Annotated in this window: 9 protein-coding genes; 3 read left to right on the top strand and 6 right to left on the bottom strand. The window is 67.3% G+C overall.

Features of this window, described 5'->3' with window-relative positions; translation table 11 throughout:
* The first annotated feature begins 10 nt into the window (after nt 1-10).
* Nucleotides 11-514 carry a hypothetical protein gene (locus tag J2X67_RS17590; protein WP_309954772.1) on the top strand — a complete coding sequence of 168 codons (504 nt, stop codon included), beginning with the start codon at nt 11-13 and terminating at the stop codon, nt 512-514.
* Here the strand turns inward: J2X67_RS17590 and J2X67_RS17585 are convergent.
* Nucleotides 465-698, bottom strand: a complete 234-nt coding sequence (locus J2X67_RS17585; protein ID WP_309954769.1) for a hypothetical protein — start codon at nt 696-698, stop codon at nt 465-467. The genes J2X67_RS17590 and J2X67_RS17585 overlap by 50 nt on opposite strands.
* A 188-nt stretch (nt 699-886) precedes the next feature.
* Here J2X67_RS17585 and J2X67_RS17580 point away from each other — a divergent pair, with 188 nt between their 5' ends.
* Nucleotides 887-1,603, top strand: coding sequence for a S24 family peptidase (locus J2X67_RS17580; RefSeq protein WP_309954767.1), 717 nt, complete (start codon nt 887-889; stop codon nt 1,601-1,603).
* A gap of 141 nt (nt 1,604-1,744) precedes the next feature.
* On the opposite strand, the gene J2X67_RS17575 is transcribed toward J2X67_RS17580, so the two are convergent.
* Nucleotides 1,745-2,740, bottom strand: a complete 996-nt coding sequence (locus J2X67_RS17575) for a LuxR C-terminal-related transcriptional regulator (protein WP_309954765.1) — start codon at nt 2,738-2,740, stop codon at nt 1,745-1,747.
* A 252-nt stretch (nt 2,741-2,992) separates the two neighbouring features.
* On the opposite strand from J2X67_RS17575, the gene J2X67_RS17570 reads away from it, so the two are divergent.
* Nucleotides 2,993-3,868: an AraC family transcriptional regulator gene (locus J2X67_RS17570; RefSeq protein WP_309954764.1), complete on the top strand. Its 876-nt coding sequence runs from the start codon at nt 2,993-2,995 to the stop codon at nt 3,866-3,868.
* 19 nt (nt 3,869-3,887) lie between these two features.
* Here the strand turns inward: J2X67_RS17570 and J2X67_RS17565 are convergent, their stop codons facing one another.
* From J2X67_RS17565 to sctT, 4 genes are all read right to left on the bottom strand, one after another.
* A complete protein-coding gene (locus J2X67_RS17565; RefSeq protein ID WP_309954762.1) occupies nt 3,888-4,877 on the bottom strand; it encodes a LuxR C-terminal-related transcriptional regulator in 990 nt (329 codons plus the stop codon).
* Nucleotides 4,878-5,048: 171 nt separating this feature from the next.
* On the bottom strand, nt 5,049-18,743 hold the full coding sequence (locus tag J2X67_RS17560; RefSeq protein WP_309954760.1) for a glutamate cyclase domain-containing protein: 13,695 nt from the start codon (nt 18,741-18,743) through the stop codon (nt 5,049-5,051).
* Nucleotides 18,744-18,780: 37 nt separating this feature from the next.
* Nucleotides 18,781-19,812 (bottom strand): EscU/YscU/HrcU family type III secretion system export apparatus switch protein, encoded by a 1,032-nt coding sequence (locus tag J2X67_RS17555; protein ID WP_309954758.1) that lies wholly within the window; start codon nt 19,810-19,812, stop codon nt 18,781-18,783.
* Nucleotides 19,813-19,822: 10 nt separating this feature from the next.
* A complete protein-coding gene (gene sctT / locus J2X67_RS17550; RefSeq protein ID WP_281150985.1) occupies nt 19,823-20,602 on the bottom strand; it encodes a type III secretion system export apparatus subunit SctT in 780 nt (259 codons plus the stop codon).
* Between the last annotated feature and the right edge of the window lies 1 nt (nt 20,603).

Raw genomic sequence — 20,603 nt, 5'->3', positions numbered from 1 at the left:
GACATGCGCCATGCCGTCCGCCATCGAACTGGCCCGGGGTGACGAAAAGCTCATTGCCGCGGTCCACCGCAGCCGCCGCCTCATCGGCCGCAAGGCGCTGATGGCTGCCGCCGCCAGCGCCATTCCGCTGCCCGGCGTCGACTGGGCGGCCGACGCCGCCCTGCTCTCGCGGCTCGTGCCGCAAATCAGCGCCGAGTTCGGCCTGTCGGTCACCCAGGTCGAAAAGCTCGCGCCGCACCAGCGCGAGCGCATCCAGAAGGCGGCCACCACGGTTGGCGCCCTGCTGGTCGGCAGGCTGGTCACGCGCGAGCTGCTGATCAAGCTTGCCCGGCACGCCGGCGTCAAGCTCACGGCCAAGCAGGCGGCCAAATATGTGCCGATTGCCGGGCAGATCGTTTCGGCCGCCCTCGGCTATGCGGCCCTGCGCGCGTTGGGCGAGCAGCACATCAAGGATTGCGTGCGCGTCAGCGCGACGCTCGCTTTATCGCCTCCCGAACCGCATGTGCCCGGCTGAGCCCGCGGTCGTCGAAAAGCACCGTGCCAATGCCGCCCGCGGCAGCCAGGCCCGCTACGGCCAACCCGCCCAGCCCATAGTCGCTCAGGCGAATTCCGTAGAAAAGCCCCACGGCGGACAGCAACCCCAGTAGCGCGCAAATCGCGCGGTCGAGCCACAGGCCCGGTGTCGATGGCTTTTGCATGGCTCAGCCCGGAGGGCGAACCTTGTCGCGGCGCGGCTCTTCGCCGTCCGCCCATTTTTCGAAATGCTTTTGCGTGGGCCTTGCAGCCTTCGGCGCCAGCACCAACTTGCGTGGTTTCATGGCAAATACTCCCTTTCAACTATTCTAGAGTCCAAGTCGAATATTCGCCTGCGCTTAAATCTGCGCCCATGGAGACTATTGCCGCGCGTGCACTGGCAGCACGCAAATACGCGAAGATGACCCAGAAGCAGGCCGAAGCCGCTTCGGGCGTCAAGCAGTCGAACATCTCGAAGATCGAGCGGGGCGACACCGGCCGCTCGATGGGCCTGCTCGCCCTGGCACGGGCTTATCGCGTCGACCCCAACTGGCTCGACACCGGGGACGGCCCCGCTCCATGGGACACGGTGCAGCAGCGCCCGGCCCGAGACAACGCCAACGAGCCCCCCGGCCCCTACAGGGTTACGCGCACCCCGCCTCCCATTCCTTCGTTCAGCCCGGGCACACCCGGCACCGTGCCGCTCATCGCCTGGGCGGACGCCACCTCCTGGAGCAAGGGCGGCCGGGCACCGATGGAGGCCGAGCGGTGGATTCCCTGCGTTGCACATCACAGCCCCGGCAACACCTATGCGCTGCGCGTGCGCGGCGACAGCATGACCGCCCCCACGGGCAGCATGAAAAGCTACCCCGCCGAGTCGATCATCTTTGTCGACACGCTCCGGACAACGCCCGAAGACGGCGAACGCATCATCGCCAGGCTCGAGTCGAGCGACGAAATCACCTTCAAGGTCTTCAAGGAAGAAGACGGCCGCCGCTGGCTGCTGCCGCTGAATCCGGGGCATGAGCCCATCCGCGCGGCATTCACCGTGCTGGGCACCGTCATCGGCAAGTGGGAAGACGAAGACTGACGCCCGCGCAGGTCAGGTTGCGTGCAGGTTTGGCGAACATAGTGGAGGCTCTTTCTCCCTGTGGCCTGCACCCTCTCTGATCCTCCCTCCTCCAGCAGGTCACCTTCCAGCCCGCCCTTGTGCGGGCTGTTTTTTTGGGCCCTATATGTCGCTGAGCACGCCGAAGTCGCTGTCGCCCTGCTGCACCGCGTTGACCAGCTGCACGCGGTTACGCGCCGCAAAACGGCGGCGCAACTGGCGCATGTGGTAGTCGACCGTGTGGGCCGAAAGATCGAGGCGGTTGGCAATCTCCTTGTCGCTGCGCCCCTGCAGCAGGTGCTGGAGGATGTACTGCTGCGTTGGCGAAATCTCGATGCGCGCGGCGGCACCCGCTTCGCTCGGCATGCGCGAATGGCGCAGCACGTACTCATGCAGGCTCAGTCCCAGCGTCAGTGCCTGGCCGACGATGTCGTCCGTTATCCAGCGGCGGCCCGGCTCGCCCGACTGCAGGCTGATGACCGTGTACTGGTTCACCTGCGTGGGCGACGCCAGGCGAAACATCAGCCCGCTTCTGATGCCGCTCGCACGCAGGTCGTCCAGAAAGCGCTGCCTGCGCCCTTCGGGGTTCTCGGCCGCAGACGCGGCTGCGGACGTTGCAGCGGAAAACGGCAAGGCCTCGATCTGCTCGATGTCCCACACCAGCGGAAGGCTCGAAGCCGGCACGCCCGGCTGCCGCAGGTCGACCTCGTAGAGGCGATGCGAAAAGTAGCGCTGCGTCCACTCGGTGTTTGCATGCGCGGTAAAAAAGCTCAGCGGCCACCAACGGCCGCGCAGGAAGGTAATGGTGCCGTAGCCAAGCCAGTCGAAGCCAAGCGCATTCAGCAGGGCCTGGATGAGGTCGCGGCGCTCCTTGTTGCCTGAAGCATCCAGCAGGTCGCCCACAATGCCGGGTACGCCTTCGGCATGCCGGTGCGCCGATTCCGGCAAGTAGAGTTGCTCCTCCGAATACAGCTGCGGAAACGGTCCATCGAGCGGCGGCTCGGCGCCATCGGCCTGTGCAGTCGATGCTGCGCTCGCAGCAGGCGCGGTCGAATCGAAATCGCGAGCTTCCGGCAGCGTTACCGCCCCGGCTTGTTGCAACAAACTGGCAAGAATCATGAGAGGCCTGATGGAAGTGCCGCATGCATCGACAGACACTGCGGAGTTGAGCCAAACTACCAAACGGCGGTTGTGCCGCCTTGTAAATTCTTAGCTTCGGGCACATTCAGGGGCTGAAGGCGGGCCGTGGCATCTCGCGCCGGCATGCGACTGAATACCTTTGCATGAATACCCACGCAGGCAAGGCGCGCACGGGCATGCCGATTGCTGTAGGTCCATAAAACCAAGACTTCCGGGGAGCGCTGCTTTTCGATGGATCTCCTGGCCTCCCGCTACTGGCGAGATGCTGATCTCACCGGTCTTCAACTGACCGCCAACACGCTGCTGCATCGCGAGATCCGGCCGCACAGGCACGTGGGGTTCACGCTCTCGGTGTCCAACACCGAACTGCACGTGCGCACCGGCACCCGTGTAACGGTCGTGCCGCCGGGCGCACTGCTGCGCGTGGCACCGCAGGTGTGGCACGCCGTGCAGGCGCGCACCGCGCCGTGGCGCGAAGAGGCGATGTACTGCAGCGGCCCCGTGGCCCGCTGCATCAGTGCAGCACACGAAAGCGCTCCGCTTGCCCGCGTGGAAGACGATGCCGGCGTTTCGGTTTTTCTCGATCCCTCCGAGGCGTCCGACTTTCTTGAGTGCCACCGCCTGCTGCACGAGCCCGCGCGCAGCGGCGATGAAGAGAACAGTGCAGCCGGCCGCGCCCTGCTGCGCCAGCGCCTCGCCCGCTGGATTCCGCTGCAGGCACAGCCCACGCGCGCGGTCGACAGTGGAGACGAGCGCATGAACCGGCTGTATGAATTGATCGCCTCGGGCTTTCAGCAGCGCATGACGCTCGATAGCCTGGCCGATGCGGCGGGCCTGCACCCGGTGCACGTGCAGCGGCGCTTCAAGGGCGCCATGGGGTTCACCCCGCATGAAATGCTGGTGGGCCACCGCATCGAGTACGCACGCGATCTCATCGCCGGCGGTGCGCGAGTTACCTATGCAGCGCACGCTGCCGGCTTTACCGATCAAAGCCATTTGCACAAGACCTTTCTAGGCACCTATGCCGTGTTGCCGGGCGACTACCGCAGGCTTTCGGCGCTCGACGCCTTGCAGCCGGCATCCGCACGCAACGGCATTGCCGGCTAGGAGCGCGGGGCCGCGGTCGCTAAGGCTGCCAGTCTGCCGCCGCGCTCACCAGCTGAACCCTGTTGCGCACGCCGAAGCGGCGCCGCAGCTGGCGCATGTGGTAGTCCACCGCATGGCTCGACAACCCCAGCGTGTAGGCAATTTCCTTGTCGCCGAGCCCTCGCAGCAAAGATTCCAGAATCGATTGCTGCGTGGGCGAGATCGGCGACCTGGCGTGCAGCGGCTCGTCGTGCCCTTGCATTGCCGCCACCGGCTTGCGCACGTGGCGCGACACGTGCTCATGCACGCTCAGCCCCAGCATGAGCGCACGGCCCACGGTGGCACCGGCAATCCACCCGCGACCGGGCGTACCAGACATCAGGTCGATGAAGGTGTGCTCATGCATGTGCCCTGGCGTGGCCAGCCGAAAAGAGATGCCGCTGCGAATGCCGCTCGCCTCCATTTCGTCCAGCAGCATGCGTCGCCGCGCCGCGGTGTCGCGGGCTTCGGTCTCGGCCTGCAGCGGTTGCCTGCATTGCGATTGCGCAAGCGATTCCAGGTCCCACACCAATGGAAGGCCGGACACCGGCACATCGTTGGCACGCGTGTCCACCTCGTGATGGCGCTGCAAGAAATAGCCACGGATCCAGGCCTCGTGGGCGTAGCTCACAAGAACGCTCAGCGGCCGCAATGCACCTTGCAGGTCTTCGAAGCTTCCGTAGCCCATCCATTCGAAACCGATCGCTCGCAGTTGCTCCTTCATGAGCGCCTTGCGCGCCGCATGGTCGGGCGCACTGCGCAGCCCGGCGACCAGTCCGGTCGCATCGCCCTGGCTGGCGAGCGGCGGCAAGGGCTTGTCGTCCGAATAGAAAAGCGGAGCCGCGCCCGCCGCATGGCTGCCGCGCGACATGGGCAAGGCAGGTCCGCTGGAGGCCTTGGCCGGCGGTGCGGCAGCGCGGCGCTGCGCGAACAATGAAGGGCGGATCGTTGCCGCCGGCACAGGGCTGATCAGAGTCGCGAATGCATTCATTGCCCCCAGTCTAGGAGTGCACGCGCGGCGACACCAATGCAATTGCGGCATGCGCCATAACGCAAATGCATGCCCGCGCCCCGCAATGGAGCAGGGGCATGGCGCAGTGCTACGTCTTTCGGCTCACATGCCTTCGGCTCGCATACTTTCCGCTCACAAGGCCAAGGTGCATCACAACCGCAGGTTCCAGGTTTCGCGCGCGTAGTTCTCCAGGCCCTCGATGCTCTGCGGCATCACTGTCGATTTCGAAGTTGCCATGCCGCCGCGCGTGGGCACCTGCCGGACCACGATCTGCCCGGCCTCGGCCGAGTTGGGATCGTTCGCCGGAAAGCTGCCGTCGTTGTCGTTCATCTTGCGGTCGGTAAGCCCGTGCATGACCCGGGTCCACTCGGCGGCGGGTATGCCGTGTGGGCCGTCCTTTGCCAGGCGGTTGCGCAGCAGCTCCATGCCCTCGTCCACCGTCTTGCCCTCCGACTTCATCAGCGCGTTCCACGCCACCATCGGAGACACGCCCTCGTGCGTGCAGTCGAGCATGGCGCGGGTCTGTTCGTCGGAGAAGCCCCGGTCCTTCAGCACGTCGCGCAACGCCGTGTCCCGCTGCATCTCGCGCGCGTCGACCTGGTCGTAATGGTGGGCAATGTTGTAGAACTGCTTGATGCCGGTGAACACGGCCACCGCCAGTCCGCCGATGGTCGCCGCCTCGGCCGGAATGGCCAGCAGCGCGCCCAGCTCGACCGCGCCCGCACGCGCCAGCGCATTACCCGTGACGTTCACCAGCCCGACACCACCGTCCACCAGGCCGCCGACACCCATGCCCACGTTGGTGTATGTCACCCAGGCGGGCACCGTGTCCTTCTGGCCGAAGGCCAGCGACAGGTCGGCCGCACCCACGCCGGCCGTGCCCAGGCCGAAGACGTACTTCCACGCCATCTTGCCCTCGATGTCCGCCGCCGCGCCGTCGATCACGCGGTTGCCCGCGAGCGAGCGCTCGGCCATCAGCGTGGTGTAGGGCTTGGCCATGAAGAAGGCCTGCGTCGGCGCGTAGATGCGGTGGTACCAGTGCGCGTAGTCCTGCACTCCGTCGGCCATCGGGCGGAAGTTGGTGATCTCGGTGCTCACGTTGTGCGTGACAAAGCCCGCGTTGGCCACCCAGCGCAGCGCCTGCCCGAAGGCGGTGTTGGCATTGGTGACGTTGTTGACGGTCTTCGCACCCACGCCTAGCAGCTTCTGCAGTTCGCCGTCGAGCTCGCCGCCCAGGCGTGCGTATGCGTTGATGCGCGCCGCATCGCTCAAGCCCGGGTCCACCTTCGTGACCGCCTCCATGTACTTGTCCACCAGCGCGGTGCCCTGGCGCACCTCGTCCGCGTTCAGGCCCAGCACGTTGGCCATGCGTTCCGTCTTCAGCTTGAAGGCATTCCAGCGCGTGGTAAAGCGTGCGGGCTCGTTCACCATGCCGTTGAACTGCGCGTCGGCAAGCATCGACCACACCATGCGGGTGGTGCCCGAGACGTGGCGGGTCACGAACATCACCGGGTTGATCAGGTACTCGGTCATGGTGCGCGGGTCGGGCACACCCTGTGTCGCGCGGCTCAGCAGCTCCTGGCGCACCCGCGGGCTCTGGGTGATGGCCAGCTTCACGTCCTCGCTGTCGTACACCTTCACCACCGTGCCCTCCAGGCCCTGCTCGGCTTCGCTGCTGCCCTTGGCACCCACGCGCAGGCCGTTCAGGCTTTCCTGGGTCTGGTGCAGCGTGCTGCCCCAGTCGCCGATCACGCGTGTCGCATCGTCGATCTTGCCCGCCACCTGCGGGTTCACGCGCCGGTACTGCGCAATGGCGTTGGCAACGCCCTGCGGTGTGCCGTCCGAGAAGTTCGCCACGTAGAAGGCCATCGAGGCGCCAACCGCGTTGTAGCCGGCAGTGCCGCGCAGGTTGCCGACGGCCTCGTCCAAGTGCTTGTTCTGCGCCTGCAGGCCCTTGTCGATGCCGGCGAGCACGCTGTCGCGCATGTCGCCGCGGCCCTGCTTCTGCAGCGCATTCGCCAGCTCGACCGGCAGCTTCGCACTGCCCTGCACCACCGCGCCTTCTACACCGCGCTGCAGTGTGAGAAGGAACTCCGGCCGGTCGACGAAACGGTCCTTCATCAGCTCGGCCGCAAATTTTTCAGAGAACGCCGACGTGGGCGTGCGCGCGTCGGCCGCCTCGGCCAGGATCGACAGGCCTTCGACCAGGTGGTCGAACTGCGACATGCTCGACAGGTCATCGCTCGGCCGCGGCAGGTTCTTCTGCAGCAGTTCTAGGGCGCCCTGCGCCATGGGCTGCGCAATCTCGGGTGGCGCGTCGCGGTACTGCGCCAGGTAGTCGCCCACGTCATGCATCTGCATGCCGGCCAGCGTGTCGAGCGCCCGCGTGCGCTCCGGCGCAAAGAGCGGCAGCAACGCGGCCGCGGCCTTGTCGCGCTCGGCCGGCGTGGTGCTCACGTCCAGCCGCAGGCGCGCCTCCTTCGCAGCGCCGGCCACGTCGCCTTCAGCCAGCCGCACCTTCACCACGGCCTCGGAATGCAGGCGGCCCAGCATGGCGGCGTTGTTCTTTACCGCCGTGCTGAATGGCGCACCATCAGGGCCGATGGCAATGAGCGATGCCGTGGCAAAAGCGGCCGGATCGGTGCGCGCGAGCTCGCGGCTCTTGTCGTTGACGAACGCGGGGTGATCGGCCACCAGCCTGGCGTAGTCCATCTGCTCCTGGACGTCGGCAGTGGTGCCCTTGAGCAGCCCCGAGTCGCGCAGCGCGTTGCGCACTGCAACGTCGCTGTGCAGGTCGAGCCGGCCCATCGAAAGCAGCTGCGCGCGTTGCCGGTTGGCCGCGGCCACCGGATTGGCGCCCTGCTGCACGTCGTTGCGGATGGTCTTGAGCATTTCCGCGGAGAACGCACCCCAGCGGTCGTCGGCCGTAGCCTGCAGTGCTTTTACAGAGGCCGGGTCGGCGCCGGGTTGCCGCGCCAGCTGGTCGGCTTGTCCCTGCTGGTGCCACGCCATGCCAAGCGTGACTTCGGCGGGCACGGAGAAGGCCGCCGGCGCGGCACGGAAGCCGGGCGCGTCGTTCGTATGCTGCGTGGCCGACGCAATGGGGTTGCGCGGCAACCCGACCACGCCGCTGGGCACGTCGTGGCCGGTGTCGATCGGGCTCACCATGTTCAGCCCGCTGATACCCACTGCAGCCACCAGCCCGAGCGTGATCTGCCGCTTGATGACCTTGCCGGTGCTCCAGCCCGTGGCCGGGCCGGGCGTCTTCTCCACCACGCCGAGCTTGAAATCGTCGTTGCCGCGGGTCACGTTGCGCAAACCGTTGGCCGCACTGGCGCGCGTGGGCGACTGGTTCGAAACGATGAACCAGTCATCCACCGGCTGCGGCGTGGCCTCGCGCGGCGGGCGCACCTTGCGCGAGCGGATCAGCAGGTTGGGATCGGCGCGCTGCTCGGCCGTGGGCTTCTCGGTCTGGAAGGTGATGTCGGCCGTCTCGCGGTTCTTGATGCGGTAGACCCTCTCCTTGTCGCCCTTGGGCTCCAGGCCGAACTTGGCGCCCATCTCGCGCCGCGGCATCAGGCCGCCCACGCCGCGGCCCGGCGTGCTGTTGCCGTACCAGCGCACCGTGCTCGTGCCCTGCGCCACGCGGCCGGCGCCGCTGATCTGCTGCGCCGTAAGGTCGACCGCCTGGGCCGCATCGGCGTACAGGTCGGGCTGGCCCTTCACGCGGTAGACGTAGATGTTCTCGTTGCCGAAGCCACCGCTGGTGAGCTTCGCGTGCACGGTGGGCCATTCGTCGCCGCGGAAGGCGGCGCTCATCGGCTCGGTCGGCCGCGGGCCGCCGGGCTTCGGCGCGCCGCCCTTGGGCGGCGCCACCCCGCCGGCGCCCGGGCCGTCGTTGTTCGGACCGTTGTTCGGACCGCCGTCGGCCTTGACCTCCAGCGCCGCCTGCCGGTACAGCTCGGCCACCCCCACGTGCACTGTCGAGTCGTAACCGGCGGCATGGTCGACGCCGGTGCGCGACTGGCTGTCCACGCCGCCTTCGCGCGCAATGGCGCGCATCACGCGACGCACCTCGTCGGCCGATGGCAGCAGGTCGCTGCGGTTGTGGTGCACCTCGAGCGCGGCCAGGGTGGCATCCGCGCCCCAGCTGCCGACACCCGCGGTCACGAGCTGGTCTACCGTCACTTCAGAAGCAATGCGCTGGCCGTCAGGTGCGCGGCGCACGCGCTTGTCGACGTTGCCGCCGCCAACCTCGTTGCCCACGTCGAGAATTGCAAGCTGCTTGATCTTTGCGGCGCCGGTGCGGCCCTCGTTGATCGTTCGCGCCGCATAGAAGAATTCATCGAGCGCAGCCACGTGGCCGGTCACGCGCTCGCCGGTGGAGCTCCAGTACTGGCCCTTGGCATCGCGCCCGGGCGCCTCCACGCTGATGATCGCGTCGGGGTTGAGGCGCTTCAGCATCCGGAGGGCTTCGCCTTCGGCGTGCGGGCCGATCTTCAGGCCGAAGGGCCGCACGTCGATGTCGCCCCGCCCCAGCACCGCAAGCGCGGCCTTCAGCGGCTTGACGTTGGCCGGAATGGTGATGCAGACCGTGTCCTTGCCGAGCTTGGCCAGCCCGGCAGCCAGCACCGCGGCTCCCTTGGTGCTGTCCGACTCGGGCGCCACGCGGCCGGCCGCGGTGCGAATCGGAAAGCCCGCCACCACCGCCACCTTGCCGGCATCGCCGAGCATCTTTGCCGCCGCATACGCGCCGCCCGGCACGTGGATGGGGAAGCCCCGGCCCGAGGGATCGAAGGCCTGCAGCGCATCGATGGGATCGCCGGCCTCGTCCTGGTCGAGCAGCCGCTGGGCCTGCTCGACATCCACATCTGCCCCCAGTTTCTTCAGCGGCACCAGCGTGACGTCGTCGCGCTGGAGTGCGATGCGCAGCGTATCGAGCACGTCCTTCTGGTCGACCTGCTTCTGCTCGGGCGGCCGGGTCGATGTCGTCTTGTCTTCCACCGCGGTGGTTATGCCGATGGCGCGGCTGGGGCCGGTGCCCGTACCCGGAGGCAGGTTCTGCGCCACCTTGATGGCCTCCAGCGCCTGGTTGCTCATGGGATTGACCATCTTGATGGTCCTGGCGTTCTCCTGGGGCCGGATCGCCGGGTCGGCAAGCGCCTTGGTGAAGAACGGCTCCATTTCGGGATAGTGCGTGCAGCACCACGAAATGGTGGTCACCTCGGGGTCGGCCTTGAGGATCTTGCGCACGTAGTGGTTGGCAGCCTCCTGCATCAGCCCTTGCATCTCCCTGTTCATCGGGTCGGCCATGAACCGGTTCACCAGCGAGGCCACGTCGAGGTTGCCGTTGTCGTCGGTGCCGCCCACCGGCAGCACGTTCTTGTCGGTGTAGACGCCTTCTACGCTCGGGTCCGACAGCAGCGGAAGCTCGGCCGTCTTCTGGGTGGAAAAGGCAACGACGCGTTCGCCCTTTTTCACCAGCCCCTCGTGGAACGCGCGCGTGCTGTCGATCAGGTCGATCACCGGCGCCTTGATGTCGTGCGCGTAGGCGCCCTTGCCCGACGTGCAAGCCGTGTTGCAGGCCATCACGATCAGGTCGACACCGAGCTTGTCGAGCGTCTGCAGCCCGAGCAGCGTGTGGTCGGCAATCGAGTCTTTCGGCTTGCCGCCGTAGGTGCCCGCCCCGTGGTCGCCCACCATCACCAGGTCGACGTGCGCGCCCGTGGTTTCTTCCACCACGCGCTTGATCTCGGCCGCGGCAATGATGCCGCCCGAGCCCGAATCGAACACGCCCAGCCGCAGCCGCACGCCGCGCAGGTCGATGACGGGTGCCATCTGGATCTTCTCGCCGCGAATGCGCAGCATTGCGGCCACGGCGGCTTCCACGTCGGGCGACATGCCGCCCACACCCGAGGTCCGCCCGCGCGAGTCGGTCGAAAACGGCACGCGGCTGCGGGTTTCGCTGTCCACGCCGCCGGCTTTCATCATGTCCATGACCATGCTGCGGACGGCACGCTCGTCCGGCACGGCGCTCAGGGCGCCGGCGCGCCGCAGCACCTCGGTGCCGAAGGCATAGCCGACCCAGTTGGTGCGCCCGCCCGTCATCGCGACGTCGGCGGTGACGATCGAGGCAATGGGGGTGCCGTTGGGCGCGGGCTGCACGCGCGTGTGCACGTCGGGGTGGCCGCCGCCCACCTCGTTGCCAAGGTCGAAGCCGGCCACGGTGGTAGTGCGGTCGTTGCGCGTGGCGTCGATGAAGAGCTGGTCGCGCGCCGCGGTGTGGTAGCCGATGGCCTGGCCGTGGCTGTTGTGGTATTCACCCTTCTCGGTGCGGCCGGGCACGTCGAAGCCCATCAGCAGGTCGGGCTGGTGGCGCCTGAGCAGGCCGCTGGAACGCCACTCGGCAAGCTTGCCGCGCGCGTTGAAGCTCACGATCTCGTAGTGCTCGCCCTTGCGCTCGCCAAGCGCCGCGAGCGCGGCCTCCAGCACCTTGCGCTGCCGGCGGCCCGCGGCCACGTAGGTAACCTGCGCGTCCACGCCGTGCATCTGGCCCGAGTACAGGCGCGCCGCCTTGCCGGCCACTGCCGCACCGCCGGGGCCGCTGGTCTCGGCACGGCCGTTCTCGATGGTGTAGCCAGCGGCAATCATCACGCGCGGCGTACGGCCCTCGGCCACCGCGCGGTCGATGGCCGCCGTCGCTGCATCGGCGCCCTCCTCGATGCCGCCCTGCCGGAAGATGCCTTCGGCCGGGCGGCCTACCGGCATCGTGAGCGCGGCGTTGTAGACGTGCGGGTGCCCGGCCGGCGCCGCGGCCGTGAGATCCCACCGGTCGAACTGCGGGTTGGCAATGCCGACGGGGAAAACGCTCTTGTCCTTGCCCACGTAGAAAGCGCCGACGATGTTGTGCGAGCGCGCCTTGCCCGCACGGGTCATCTCGCCGACGCCGCCCTCGGGCGCAACGCGGTAAACCCACGCGCCGCCGTTGCGCCTGGAGACCGCCTGCTGCACCTTCTCGATGGTGTCGAAGACCTCCTTGCGCTTGGCGCGCACGTCGTCTCCGCCGAAGATGCCCTTGCTGGGCGGGCGGTTCGACACCACGAAGCACTCTTGCGAGCCGGGGGCCGGGTTCTTCATGAGTGCCTGCGTCACCGCCTTGTCGGCGTCGGAGAGAATCATGCCGTCCGGCAGCTTGCCGGGCTGGCCGGCCTCGTGCTGCTGCGCAATGGTTTCCTCCAGATGCAGCGCGGCAGCCATCCAGTCGCCGTCGGTGCCAAAGGCCGAAGGCTTGAGCGGAAGGCCGTCGTAGTCGGCGCCGGCGGCGCGCTGCACGGGGCGGCTGTTCAGCACCACGGGGCCGCCGGGTGCCGGGCCCTCGCCCCTGGGCACCGGCTGGCCGTGCTGCACGGCGTTGTAGAGCTGCGCGGCCCACTCCTGGTGCGAGCCGGTCGAAAGGTCTTCGGCGCCATGGGCGTAGAAGGCATCGAGCTTTTCGCCGAGCACCGAGATGAGCTGCTCGCGCGCCGAATCCGAAAAGCGTGCCCGCTCCATCAGCGCGCCGATCTCGGGATTCATCCGCAGTATCGCGTCGAGCGTGACGGCGGTGTAGGCGCCGTGGTCGAAGCTTTCGCCGTCCGCGAGCCTGTAGCGGCCCAGCTGGCCATCGAAGCTGGCATCGCCGGTTTTCGGGCCGAAGCGCGCTTCGTCGAACTGCTGCGCCTTGCGCTCGGCATAGGCCTCTTCGAGCGCCAGCCCGGTGGTGCGCTTCTGCGCGGGATCGAAGCGCAGGAAGCCCGTCATCGGCTCGATCACATAGGTGGGCTGCAGCGTGTCGGGGTCCTGGTGGTCTCTAAGGACGAACACGTTGCGCTGGTTCTCGTTGCCGTGTGCGAGTTCGTGCGCGGCGGTGCGCAGTACGGGCGCGGTGCCATGCCGGCTCTCGCTGGCGGGATCGCGTACGACCAGCGCCACGCCGTCCCGGCGGTGGTAGATGCCCTGGCCCTTTCGCACTTGCTCGGGGCCGACCACGCGAAGGTCTACCGGCTTCATGCCGGACTGCTCGCGCCACGCCTGCAGGCTGTCGAGATCGAGGCCCTGCTCTTGGCTAGGCAACGCGAGCAGCCTGGAGCGTGCCTGCTGCGCACGTTCGAGCGCCTGCGCCACACGCGGGTCATTGGCCGAAATCTGCGTGACGCGCTTCGACTTGTCCATGTAGTAGACGGTGGCGTCGTCCGGCACATGCAAGAAGTTGTCCCGCGCGGCGCTGCCCGGAAGAATGAGGCCCGAGGCCGCCCGCGTGGCGGCTTGCACCACCGGATAGCTCACCCGCAGCGCCACAGTCTCGGCGATGTTGCTGTGCGGATTGGGGCTCACGTCGCGCAGCGTTGCCGGGGTGTTGCCGGACTTGTCGATGTGAACCGTGGCCAGCACCGCCTCCGGCGGCACCTGGCCGTCCGCGCCGAGCTTGGGCTCGTAGACGATGGCGATGTTGTCGTGCCCCCGGTCGCCGGCACCGGCCTGCGCGGCGTCCAATGCGTCCTTGAGCGTGGTGTAGCGCGCGGGCGGCAGCGCGGCGAGCGCCTCGGGGCCATCGGCGTCGGCGTATGCGGCGTTGCGCTCTGCAGGCGTCTCGCCGTCCACCGCGCGCGGGAGGCCCCGCTCGCCGGCATTGAGCGCCAGGCCGGTGTTCTCGTCGTAGGGCGTGGCGTGCAGGTAGAACGCGGTGTTGCGCAGCGTGCCGCCCGATTGCAGGATGGACTTGAGCGTGCCGGCCCAGTTCACCGTGTGCAGGCTGCTGCCGGGCGGAGGCAGCGCGTAGTTGGAACTGTCGTTGTTGTTGGCGTTGTTGTTGTTCGGTCCGTCGACGCCGTTGTTTGCGGCGTCGGGGGCGTCAGGGGCATCCGGGGCATCGGCCGTGTTGGACGCGTCCTGCCCCTCGGGTTCGGCCGGCACCGTGCGCGAGAGCAGCGGCACCACGCCGTCGGTCGAGATCTCGCCGCCTTCCTTGATGGCATGCACGATGAAGCCGGGCGCGCCGGGCTCGGCATCGGGGTTGTGCTCGATGCGGATCTGGTCGAACCCCGCGCTGCGCAGCCGCTCGTGGATCGCCGCTGCCTGGTCGGGATCGATGTCCGCAGCTTCGCCGTTGCGCGGCATCGGGCCCTCCGGGCGATCGGCGGCAACATGCAGCTCGATGCGCCCACCCGGCGCCATTGCTTCGGACACCTGCGCGGGCAAAAGGCTGTCTTCGTTCGCCAGGTGCGGCATCGTGACGCCGGTCACCACAAGCTCGTCGTGCAGGGCGCCGGGGGGCGCTGCATTCTTCGCGGCCTCTGCCTGGCTGCGCGCGCGCGCAGCCATGGCCGGGTGCAGCGCCACGTTGTTGAGCGTGCCCGGAATCACCTGCAGCGAGGCCGCGATGAACTCGCCTCGGTTCATGTGCCGGCCCTCGTTGGCCAGCGAAATGAGGTCGCCTGTGCCCAGGCCGGCCGCGCCGTCGTTCAGGAACTGCGCACCGAGCCCGGCGTAGGTCAGCTGCTGCTTGGCCGCCACGCCGCTGGCCTGCGCCTGCGCCTGCGCGGCGGGCGACACCGCCTTCCACAACGGGATTGCGCCCGACACGCCGCCCGTGACCGGCGCGGTGACCAGGCCCGCGGCCGAACTGACGAAGGTTGCGCCGATGCGCTTGTTGCCCTCTTCGGTGCCGAGCTTGCCGTCGAGCCCGACACGGCCTATTTCGACCGCCACACGGCCTGTACCGTCGACGGCCTGCGAGGTGATGCCCGCGCGCGCGCCCACCAGTGCGCGCCCGCCAAGGTTGAGCGCGCCCTTGCTGCCGACCATCGTTCCGTTGGCCAGCAGCTTGGCGCTTACGGCGGCGCTCGTCTTGATGCCCGCGCCCACGCCGGTGGCGGTAACGGCGTTGGTGGCGGCATCGACGAGCTCGTCCTTCAGCGTGAACTTGACGTCGTCCCAGCTTGCGTTCCCGGTCAGTGCCTTGGCCTCGAGCGTCCACAGCGAGGTGTGGCCGTCGGCGTAGATGTCGCGCCCCTGCGCGGCGGCGACCACGTCGCCCGTGGTGTCCCACAGTGCGCTGACGGCCATCGCCGTGCCGAAGCCCACGGCCACGTTGCCGCCCGAGGCAATGGTGGCGGCAATACCGGCAGCCGCAGTGACCGTCATGCGCACTGCGTCGTCGACCACGCTCCAGGTGCCGTCGCTGTCGCGCACCCGGTCGGCCATCTTGTCGGACTCGACGTCGTAGGCGTCCATGAACTCGTTCTCGCGGCGCGCGTACTCCGAAGCCGAGATTCGTCCCGCACGAAGGTCGTCGCGCAAGTCGCGCAGGCCGTCGCGCTGCTTCTCCGTGTAGTTCTTGGCGTCTTCGGCGGAGTCGCCGGCCATGTTGCCCCAGACGTCGCGCACCCAGGTGTGCCCTTCGATGCCCTTCTCGATGCCCTCGAGGTCTTTCTTGAGGCGGTCGTCGTCCTTGTCGCCGATCTTCAGCCACTGGTCCGTGAGCGAATAGCGCAGGTTGATTGCCGCCTGGAGCTCCTTGCCCTCGTCGGACGCGGACAGGAGCTTGTGGATTTGCCCGCTGCGATATTCGGCCGCGCGCAGGCTGCGCTGGTCCTGGTCCTTGCCCAGCGCGTCCAGCTCTTTCTGGATCTTGGGATTGGTCTTGCCCCACTGGGTGATGTAGTCGTCCACCGAGCGCGTCTTCTCGCGCAGGGGGCGTTCCGAAATGTCCTTGATCTGGCCGTTGAGCTTGGTAGTGGCTTCCTGGTTGTCCTCGGTGTATTTGTCCTCGGCCTTCTTGAGTGCCTCGGGATCGGCGCGGTCGGGCGCGGACACCGTCTTCAGGTACTCGGAGTGCTTCTTGTGCTCGCCGACCTCCAGGTTGCCGATTTCGCCGTCGGCCACGTTCTTTGCCAGCGTGTCGAGCTTCTCCTGGTCCTTGAACTTCTCCGGCATGACCGTCGGATTGGCGTCGGTCCACGCGTCTTTCTTCTGCTGGAGCCGGTCGAACTCGCCCTTGGTCAGGTGGGTATTGGCCGTACCGCTCGCAAGGGAGGCCTGGTCGTAGCGAATGGCGGAATCCAGCGCCGCGTCGCTGGCCTGGTTGCGATTGAGCCAGGCATTGCGCGCGGGCCGCCCCGCATCGGTAAGGTATTTGTCGCCATGCTCGTCCATCATCTCCTGCTGCTGGACGAAGGCCTTCCATGCGGCCTTGTCTTCTTCCTCGGAGTTGCGGTACATCGGCCCCGGGGGAGTGGCGCCCTGGGCTTCGCGCTTCTGGATTTCCTTTTCGTCGAGCCCGTTCCACAGCCACGTGCGCTTCCAGGCCTGGAACTCGGTCTGCAGGTCTGCATCGGCCTGCTCCTTGGCGTCCTGCTTCTTCACCTGGTCGACGCCGGCCTTGGCCAGGTCCACGTCCTTGTCGGCCACGTCGACAAGCCGGTCGACATGGTCGAGCAGTTCGAGCCGGTCGTCGAGCGCCTTGGCGGCCGTGGCCTGGTCCTTGCTGCCGGGCCGCGCATATGCAAGATTCTGGTAGGCCACGCGCGCCTGCTCGTCGACCGTTACTTGCTGCTGCTTGGTGAGTGCCGCGGTGGCCTTGGTGTTGGCAATCGTGGCCTCGCCGCGTGCATCGGTCTGCTGCGACACCAGGAGCTTGCGCTGCTCGACCAGCTCGGTCACCGGTTCGCCCATGCGCTTGTAGAGGCGAATCGTCTTGTCCAGATCGCCGATCTGCTGGCCGTAGCTGTCGGCATACCTGGCCTTGTCCTCGGCCTGGTGCCGCAGGTAGCCGAGGCCGCCGCTGACCTCTACGCGCTCGGACTTGCCGGTCTTCTGGTCCGTCTCGGTGACCGTGTACCTGGTCTTGTCGTCGATGTCCTCGCGGCTGCCGCCGCCGTGGTTCCAGTCGTTTCTCTCAACCACCAGGCGGTTGGTGGCCGGATCGTAGATCGTGCGCGTCTCGACGTGGCCGTTGTCCGCGCTGGGCTTGATTACATCGACCGTGCCTTCGGGCAGCGCCGCAAGCACTTCGTCTTCCGTCATGCCCATGGCCTTGGCGGTATCGGCCACGGACTTCTTGTCGTCGAAGATCGACTTTCGCGCTTCCTCGCCCGGGCCGCTCTTCGCGTCGGGCTCGCCCATCAGCACCGTGCGCCGTCCGCTTGCGCTCGTGGCCACCACTTGCAGGGTGCCGTCGCTCGCAGTGGTCTTCTCCAGCGTGGAGCCGTCCTTGTTGAAGGTCTTCACCGTGGTGGGCACGCCGGCCACAACCAGTTCCTGGCCGGGCTTGAGCGCCTTGCCGTAGTCCACATCGGGGTTCAGCGCCAGCAGCTGCTCGGGCGTAACGTTCGCGGCCTTGGCCACCTCCAGGTAGCCTTCGTAGTCGCCCACGGGGCGCGTGACCTGCGCGCCGGTCAGCGAAGTGGTGGTGTCGGTGCGCTTGCCGTGCTTGTCCACCACGCTCACCGTGCGCGTGCCGGCGCTGCTGTCGATGGTGGTGGTGGTCGTCGCGCCGGTCTTGGCGTCCTTGGTGACCTGGCTGTAGCGCCCCTTGGCGTCTTCCGTCGCGTCGATGGCCTTCTGGCCGCCGGGCGCCTTCGGGTCGGCAATGTTGCCCTTGACCGAAAGGGTGTCCTGCTTGTCGTTCCGGCTGTACGTCAGCGAGCCGTCGCCGCGCTGGATGGTGGTTGCCTGCACGCCGTCTTTCGGTGCGGCGGTGGTGATCTTGACGCCTGCCGCGTTGGCCTCCGACAGCACCTGGTCGACGCGCATCTTGCGATCGCTCGCAATCTGCTCGACGCTCTTTCCGTCGGCAATGTCCGTGAGCGTTTTTTTCACCTGCGGCGTAACGGCCGGTTCGGGCGCCTTGAGATAGCTGGTGAAGGGCGAGGTCGCCGTGGTGCCGGTGGTGCCGGTGGTGCCGGAGGTCAGCGTCGGGGTCAGCAGCAGGCTGTTGCCCGCAGCCGGGTTGGCAGCGGGCTTGGGCGAAACCTGCAGCAACTGCGTGAGCGGTGTCTGCAACGGATCGTCGTTGGGCTTTGCGGACGGCCCTGCCTTGGCGTCCGGCGCCGACGGGCCCCAGAACTCGGTGTTGGCTTCTTCGCCGATCTGGCTGGCGAACTTCTTCGTTGCGGCATCGGCCTCGCCGCGCAGCGTCTTGGCCTCTTTCTCGGCGTCGCCGAGCGCCTTGGTTTCTTTCTCGGTAATGGTGTACGAGGGGCGGCCCGGCGTGGGTGTCAGGCGCTCGACCTTGGCCTCTGCGTCCTGCGCCTTGCTCTCCTTTTTCTGCGCGTCCAGATAGAGTTTGGAAAAGTCGCTGGTCTCCTGCGCATCGTTGCGCTCGGCCCGCGCGTCGCGCACCTTCTTGTCGGTGGCGGCGGAGGCCTTGGCCTCGGGGCTCTTCTTCTCCTCGCGCTTCTGGTCGACCTGGGCGTTCAGCAGGGTGACGTCCTTGTCCTTCAGGTTGGCCTGCGCAGTCGCATCCTTGGCGCGCGCGTCTTCCAGCCTGGCTTCCTGCTGCGCCTTCTTGGCCTTGTTGGCGTCGGCCAGCTGCCTGGTTTTTTCTGCCTGGGCCTCCATCGCCTCCGCACGCTTCCTGGCTTCGGCCGCCTTGCGCTGCGCCTCGATGGCGCGCTTGCGGGCTTCTTCGGCTTGGCGCTGTGCCTCGCGCAGCTTTTCGAGCAGCGCCTCCAGCTGTCGCTGCAGCTCCCGCGCGCGCGCCGCGGCGTCCGATTCGGCCGAGCTCGCGGGCTGTTGCGGCTTGCTCACGGGGTTGGGTACGTTCACCGGCACGCGTGCGCCGCCGCCACCATCGGCAATCAACATGGCTGGTTCCTTTCGATCGTCGGTTTGTCGACAAGAGTCATTCGCTGCCTTGCGCCCAACGCAGCAACTTGGCCACGGGCGCATACAGCGCGCGCGGAATCGGCTGGTCTTCGGGCACTTCGTCGTAGATGCGCTCAGCCAGCGCGGGCTCGAACTCGGTCGGTATCAGCCCTTCGCCGGCAAAGCGCCTGATCTGTGCGGCCACCTCGCCCTCGCCGCGCGCAATCACGCGCGGCAGGTCGGTTTCGCCGAGGTACTGCAGGGCGACGGCAACACGCGGCGAGTGGATCACTGCCGACGCGGCGCGCACCCGGTCGTTGAGGCTTGCATACACCGCCTCGAAGTGCGCCGTGCGGCGGCGCGAGCGGTTGATGGGGTCGCCCTCCATCTCCTTGTATTCCTGTCGGACCTCCTCGATGGACATCCGCTGCTGCTTCATGAACTCGTGGTGCTCGTGCACGTAGTCGACCGCGGCCATCACGGCGTAGATCAGCACCGCCCACCCGAATGCGACCAGCACCATGTGCGCGGAAGCCGTCATGATTCCCTCGGGCCGCGCGTAGCCCAGCTTGAGGGCCGTATCCAGAAAGCCGCGCACCACCACGAACAAGAGCGCGGCCAGCAGCGCGGTCTTGGTGGACATCTTCAGCAGGTTGATCACATTGCGCGTCGAGAAGATGCGCGCAAGGCCCTCGGCCGGGTTCATGCGGTTCATGTCCGGCCGAAGGCGCTCCCAGGCCGCCACGCCGCCCACCTGAAAGAGCGAGCCCACAATGCCGGCCGTGGCGGCAAGCGCCATGACCGGCAGCGTTCCCCACACCAGGGTTTCGCCGGTATGCAGCAGCAGTTCGACAAAACGTTCTTCGGGTGCCGTAAGCAGGGTGGTGCTGGTCGCATGCAGCCACAGCTCACGCAGCAGGTTGTAGATGAGCTGCCCGCCCAGCCACAGCGACACGACGACCACGACAAACACCACCGTCGAGGCGACGTCGGTGCTGAACACCACCTCGCCGCGCTTGCGCGCGTCGCGCAGGCGCTTGGGGGTTGGGTCCTGGTCTTTCTCTGCCATGCTTCACCGGCTACAGCGTGGACCGCAAGAAGTCGAGCACCCCGTTCTCGGGCCGAAGAAAATCCTGCAGCGACTCATACACGAAGAACAGGAAGAGCAGCATCATCAGATGCGCGAGCAGGCTCTTCAGAGGCTGCGCAAAGACGAACACATTGAGTTGCGGCGCCACCCGGCCCACCAGGCCCACGCCCAGCTCTACCAGCAGCAGCACCACGATGACGGGCGAGGCCAGCTTCACGATCCAGAGAAACAGCGTGTCGCCCTGGCGAACGGCAAACTGTTCTAGCACCAACCCCAGGTTGGGAAAGAACGAGCCCACGGGCCAGATGCGGTAGGAGTCGACGATCACGCCCAGCATGGCAAGCAACCCGCCTGCCGAAACGAAAAGCGTGATGACCATCCAGCCCAGGAACTCGCTGGTGACGCCGTTCTCATGGCCTGCCACGGGGTCGAAGAAAGAAGCGTTGCTGGACCCGGTCTGGAAGTCGATCAGGTCGCCAACGCTCTGGATGGCCCAGATGAAGATACCGAAGCCCAGGCCCAGCATCACGCCGATGAGCGCCTCTTTACCCGCAATGAACACCCAGGTGGCCATCGACGCGGCCGGCACATCCCCTGCCACCGGCGACATGAAGATTGCGAGCATCAGCAGGATGCCGTTGCGCACGGTGCCGGTGATCATGCCGCCCGAGAGAAAAGGCACCACCGAGAAGATGGCGAACAGCCTGGGCAGCGTCAGCACCACTGCCGAGAAAAACTGCTCCATGTGGCCGAGTTCGAAGCTTTCCATT

This window comes from Variovorax sp. 3319 (assembly GCF_031456585.1).
In the GTDB taxonomy this organism is placed as follows: Bacteria; Pseudomonadota; Gammaproteobacteria; order Burkholderiales; family Burkholderiaceae_C; genus Variovorax; species Variovorax paradoxus_P.
This window is presented reverse-complemented; position numbering and strand designations above follow the sequence as displayed.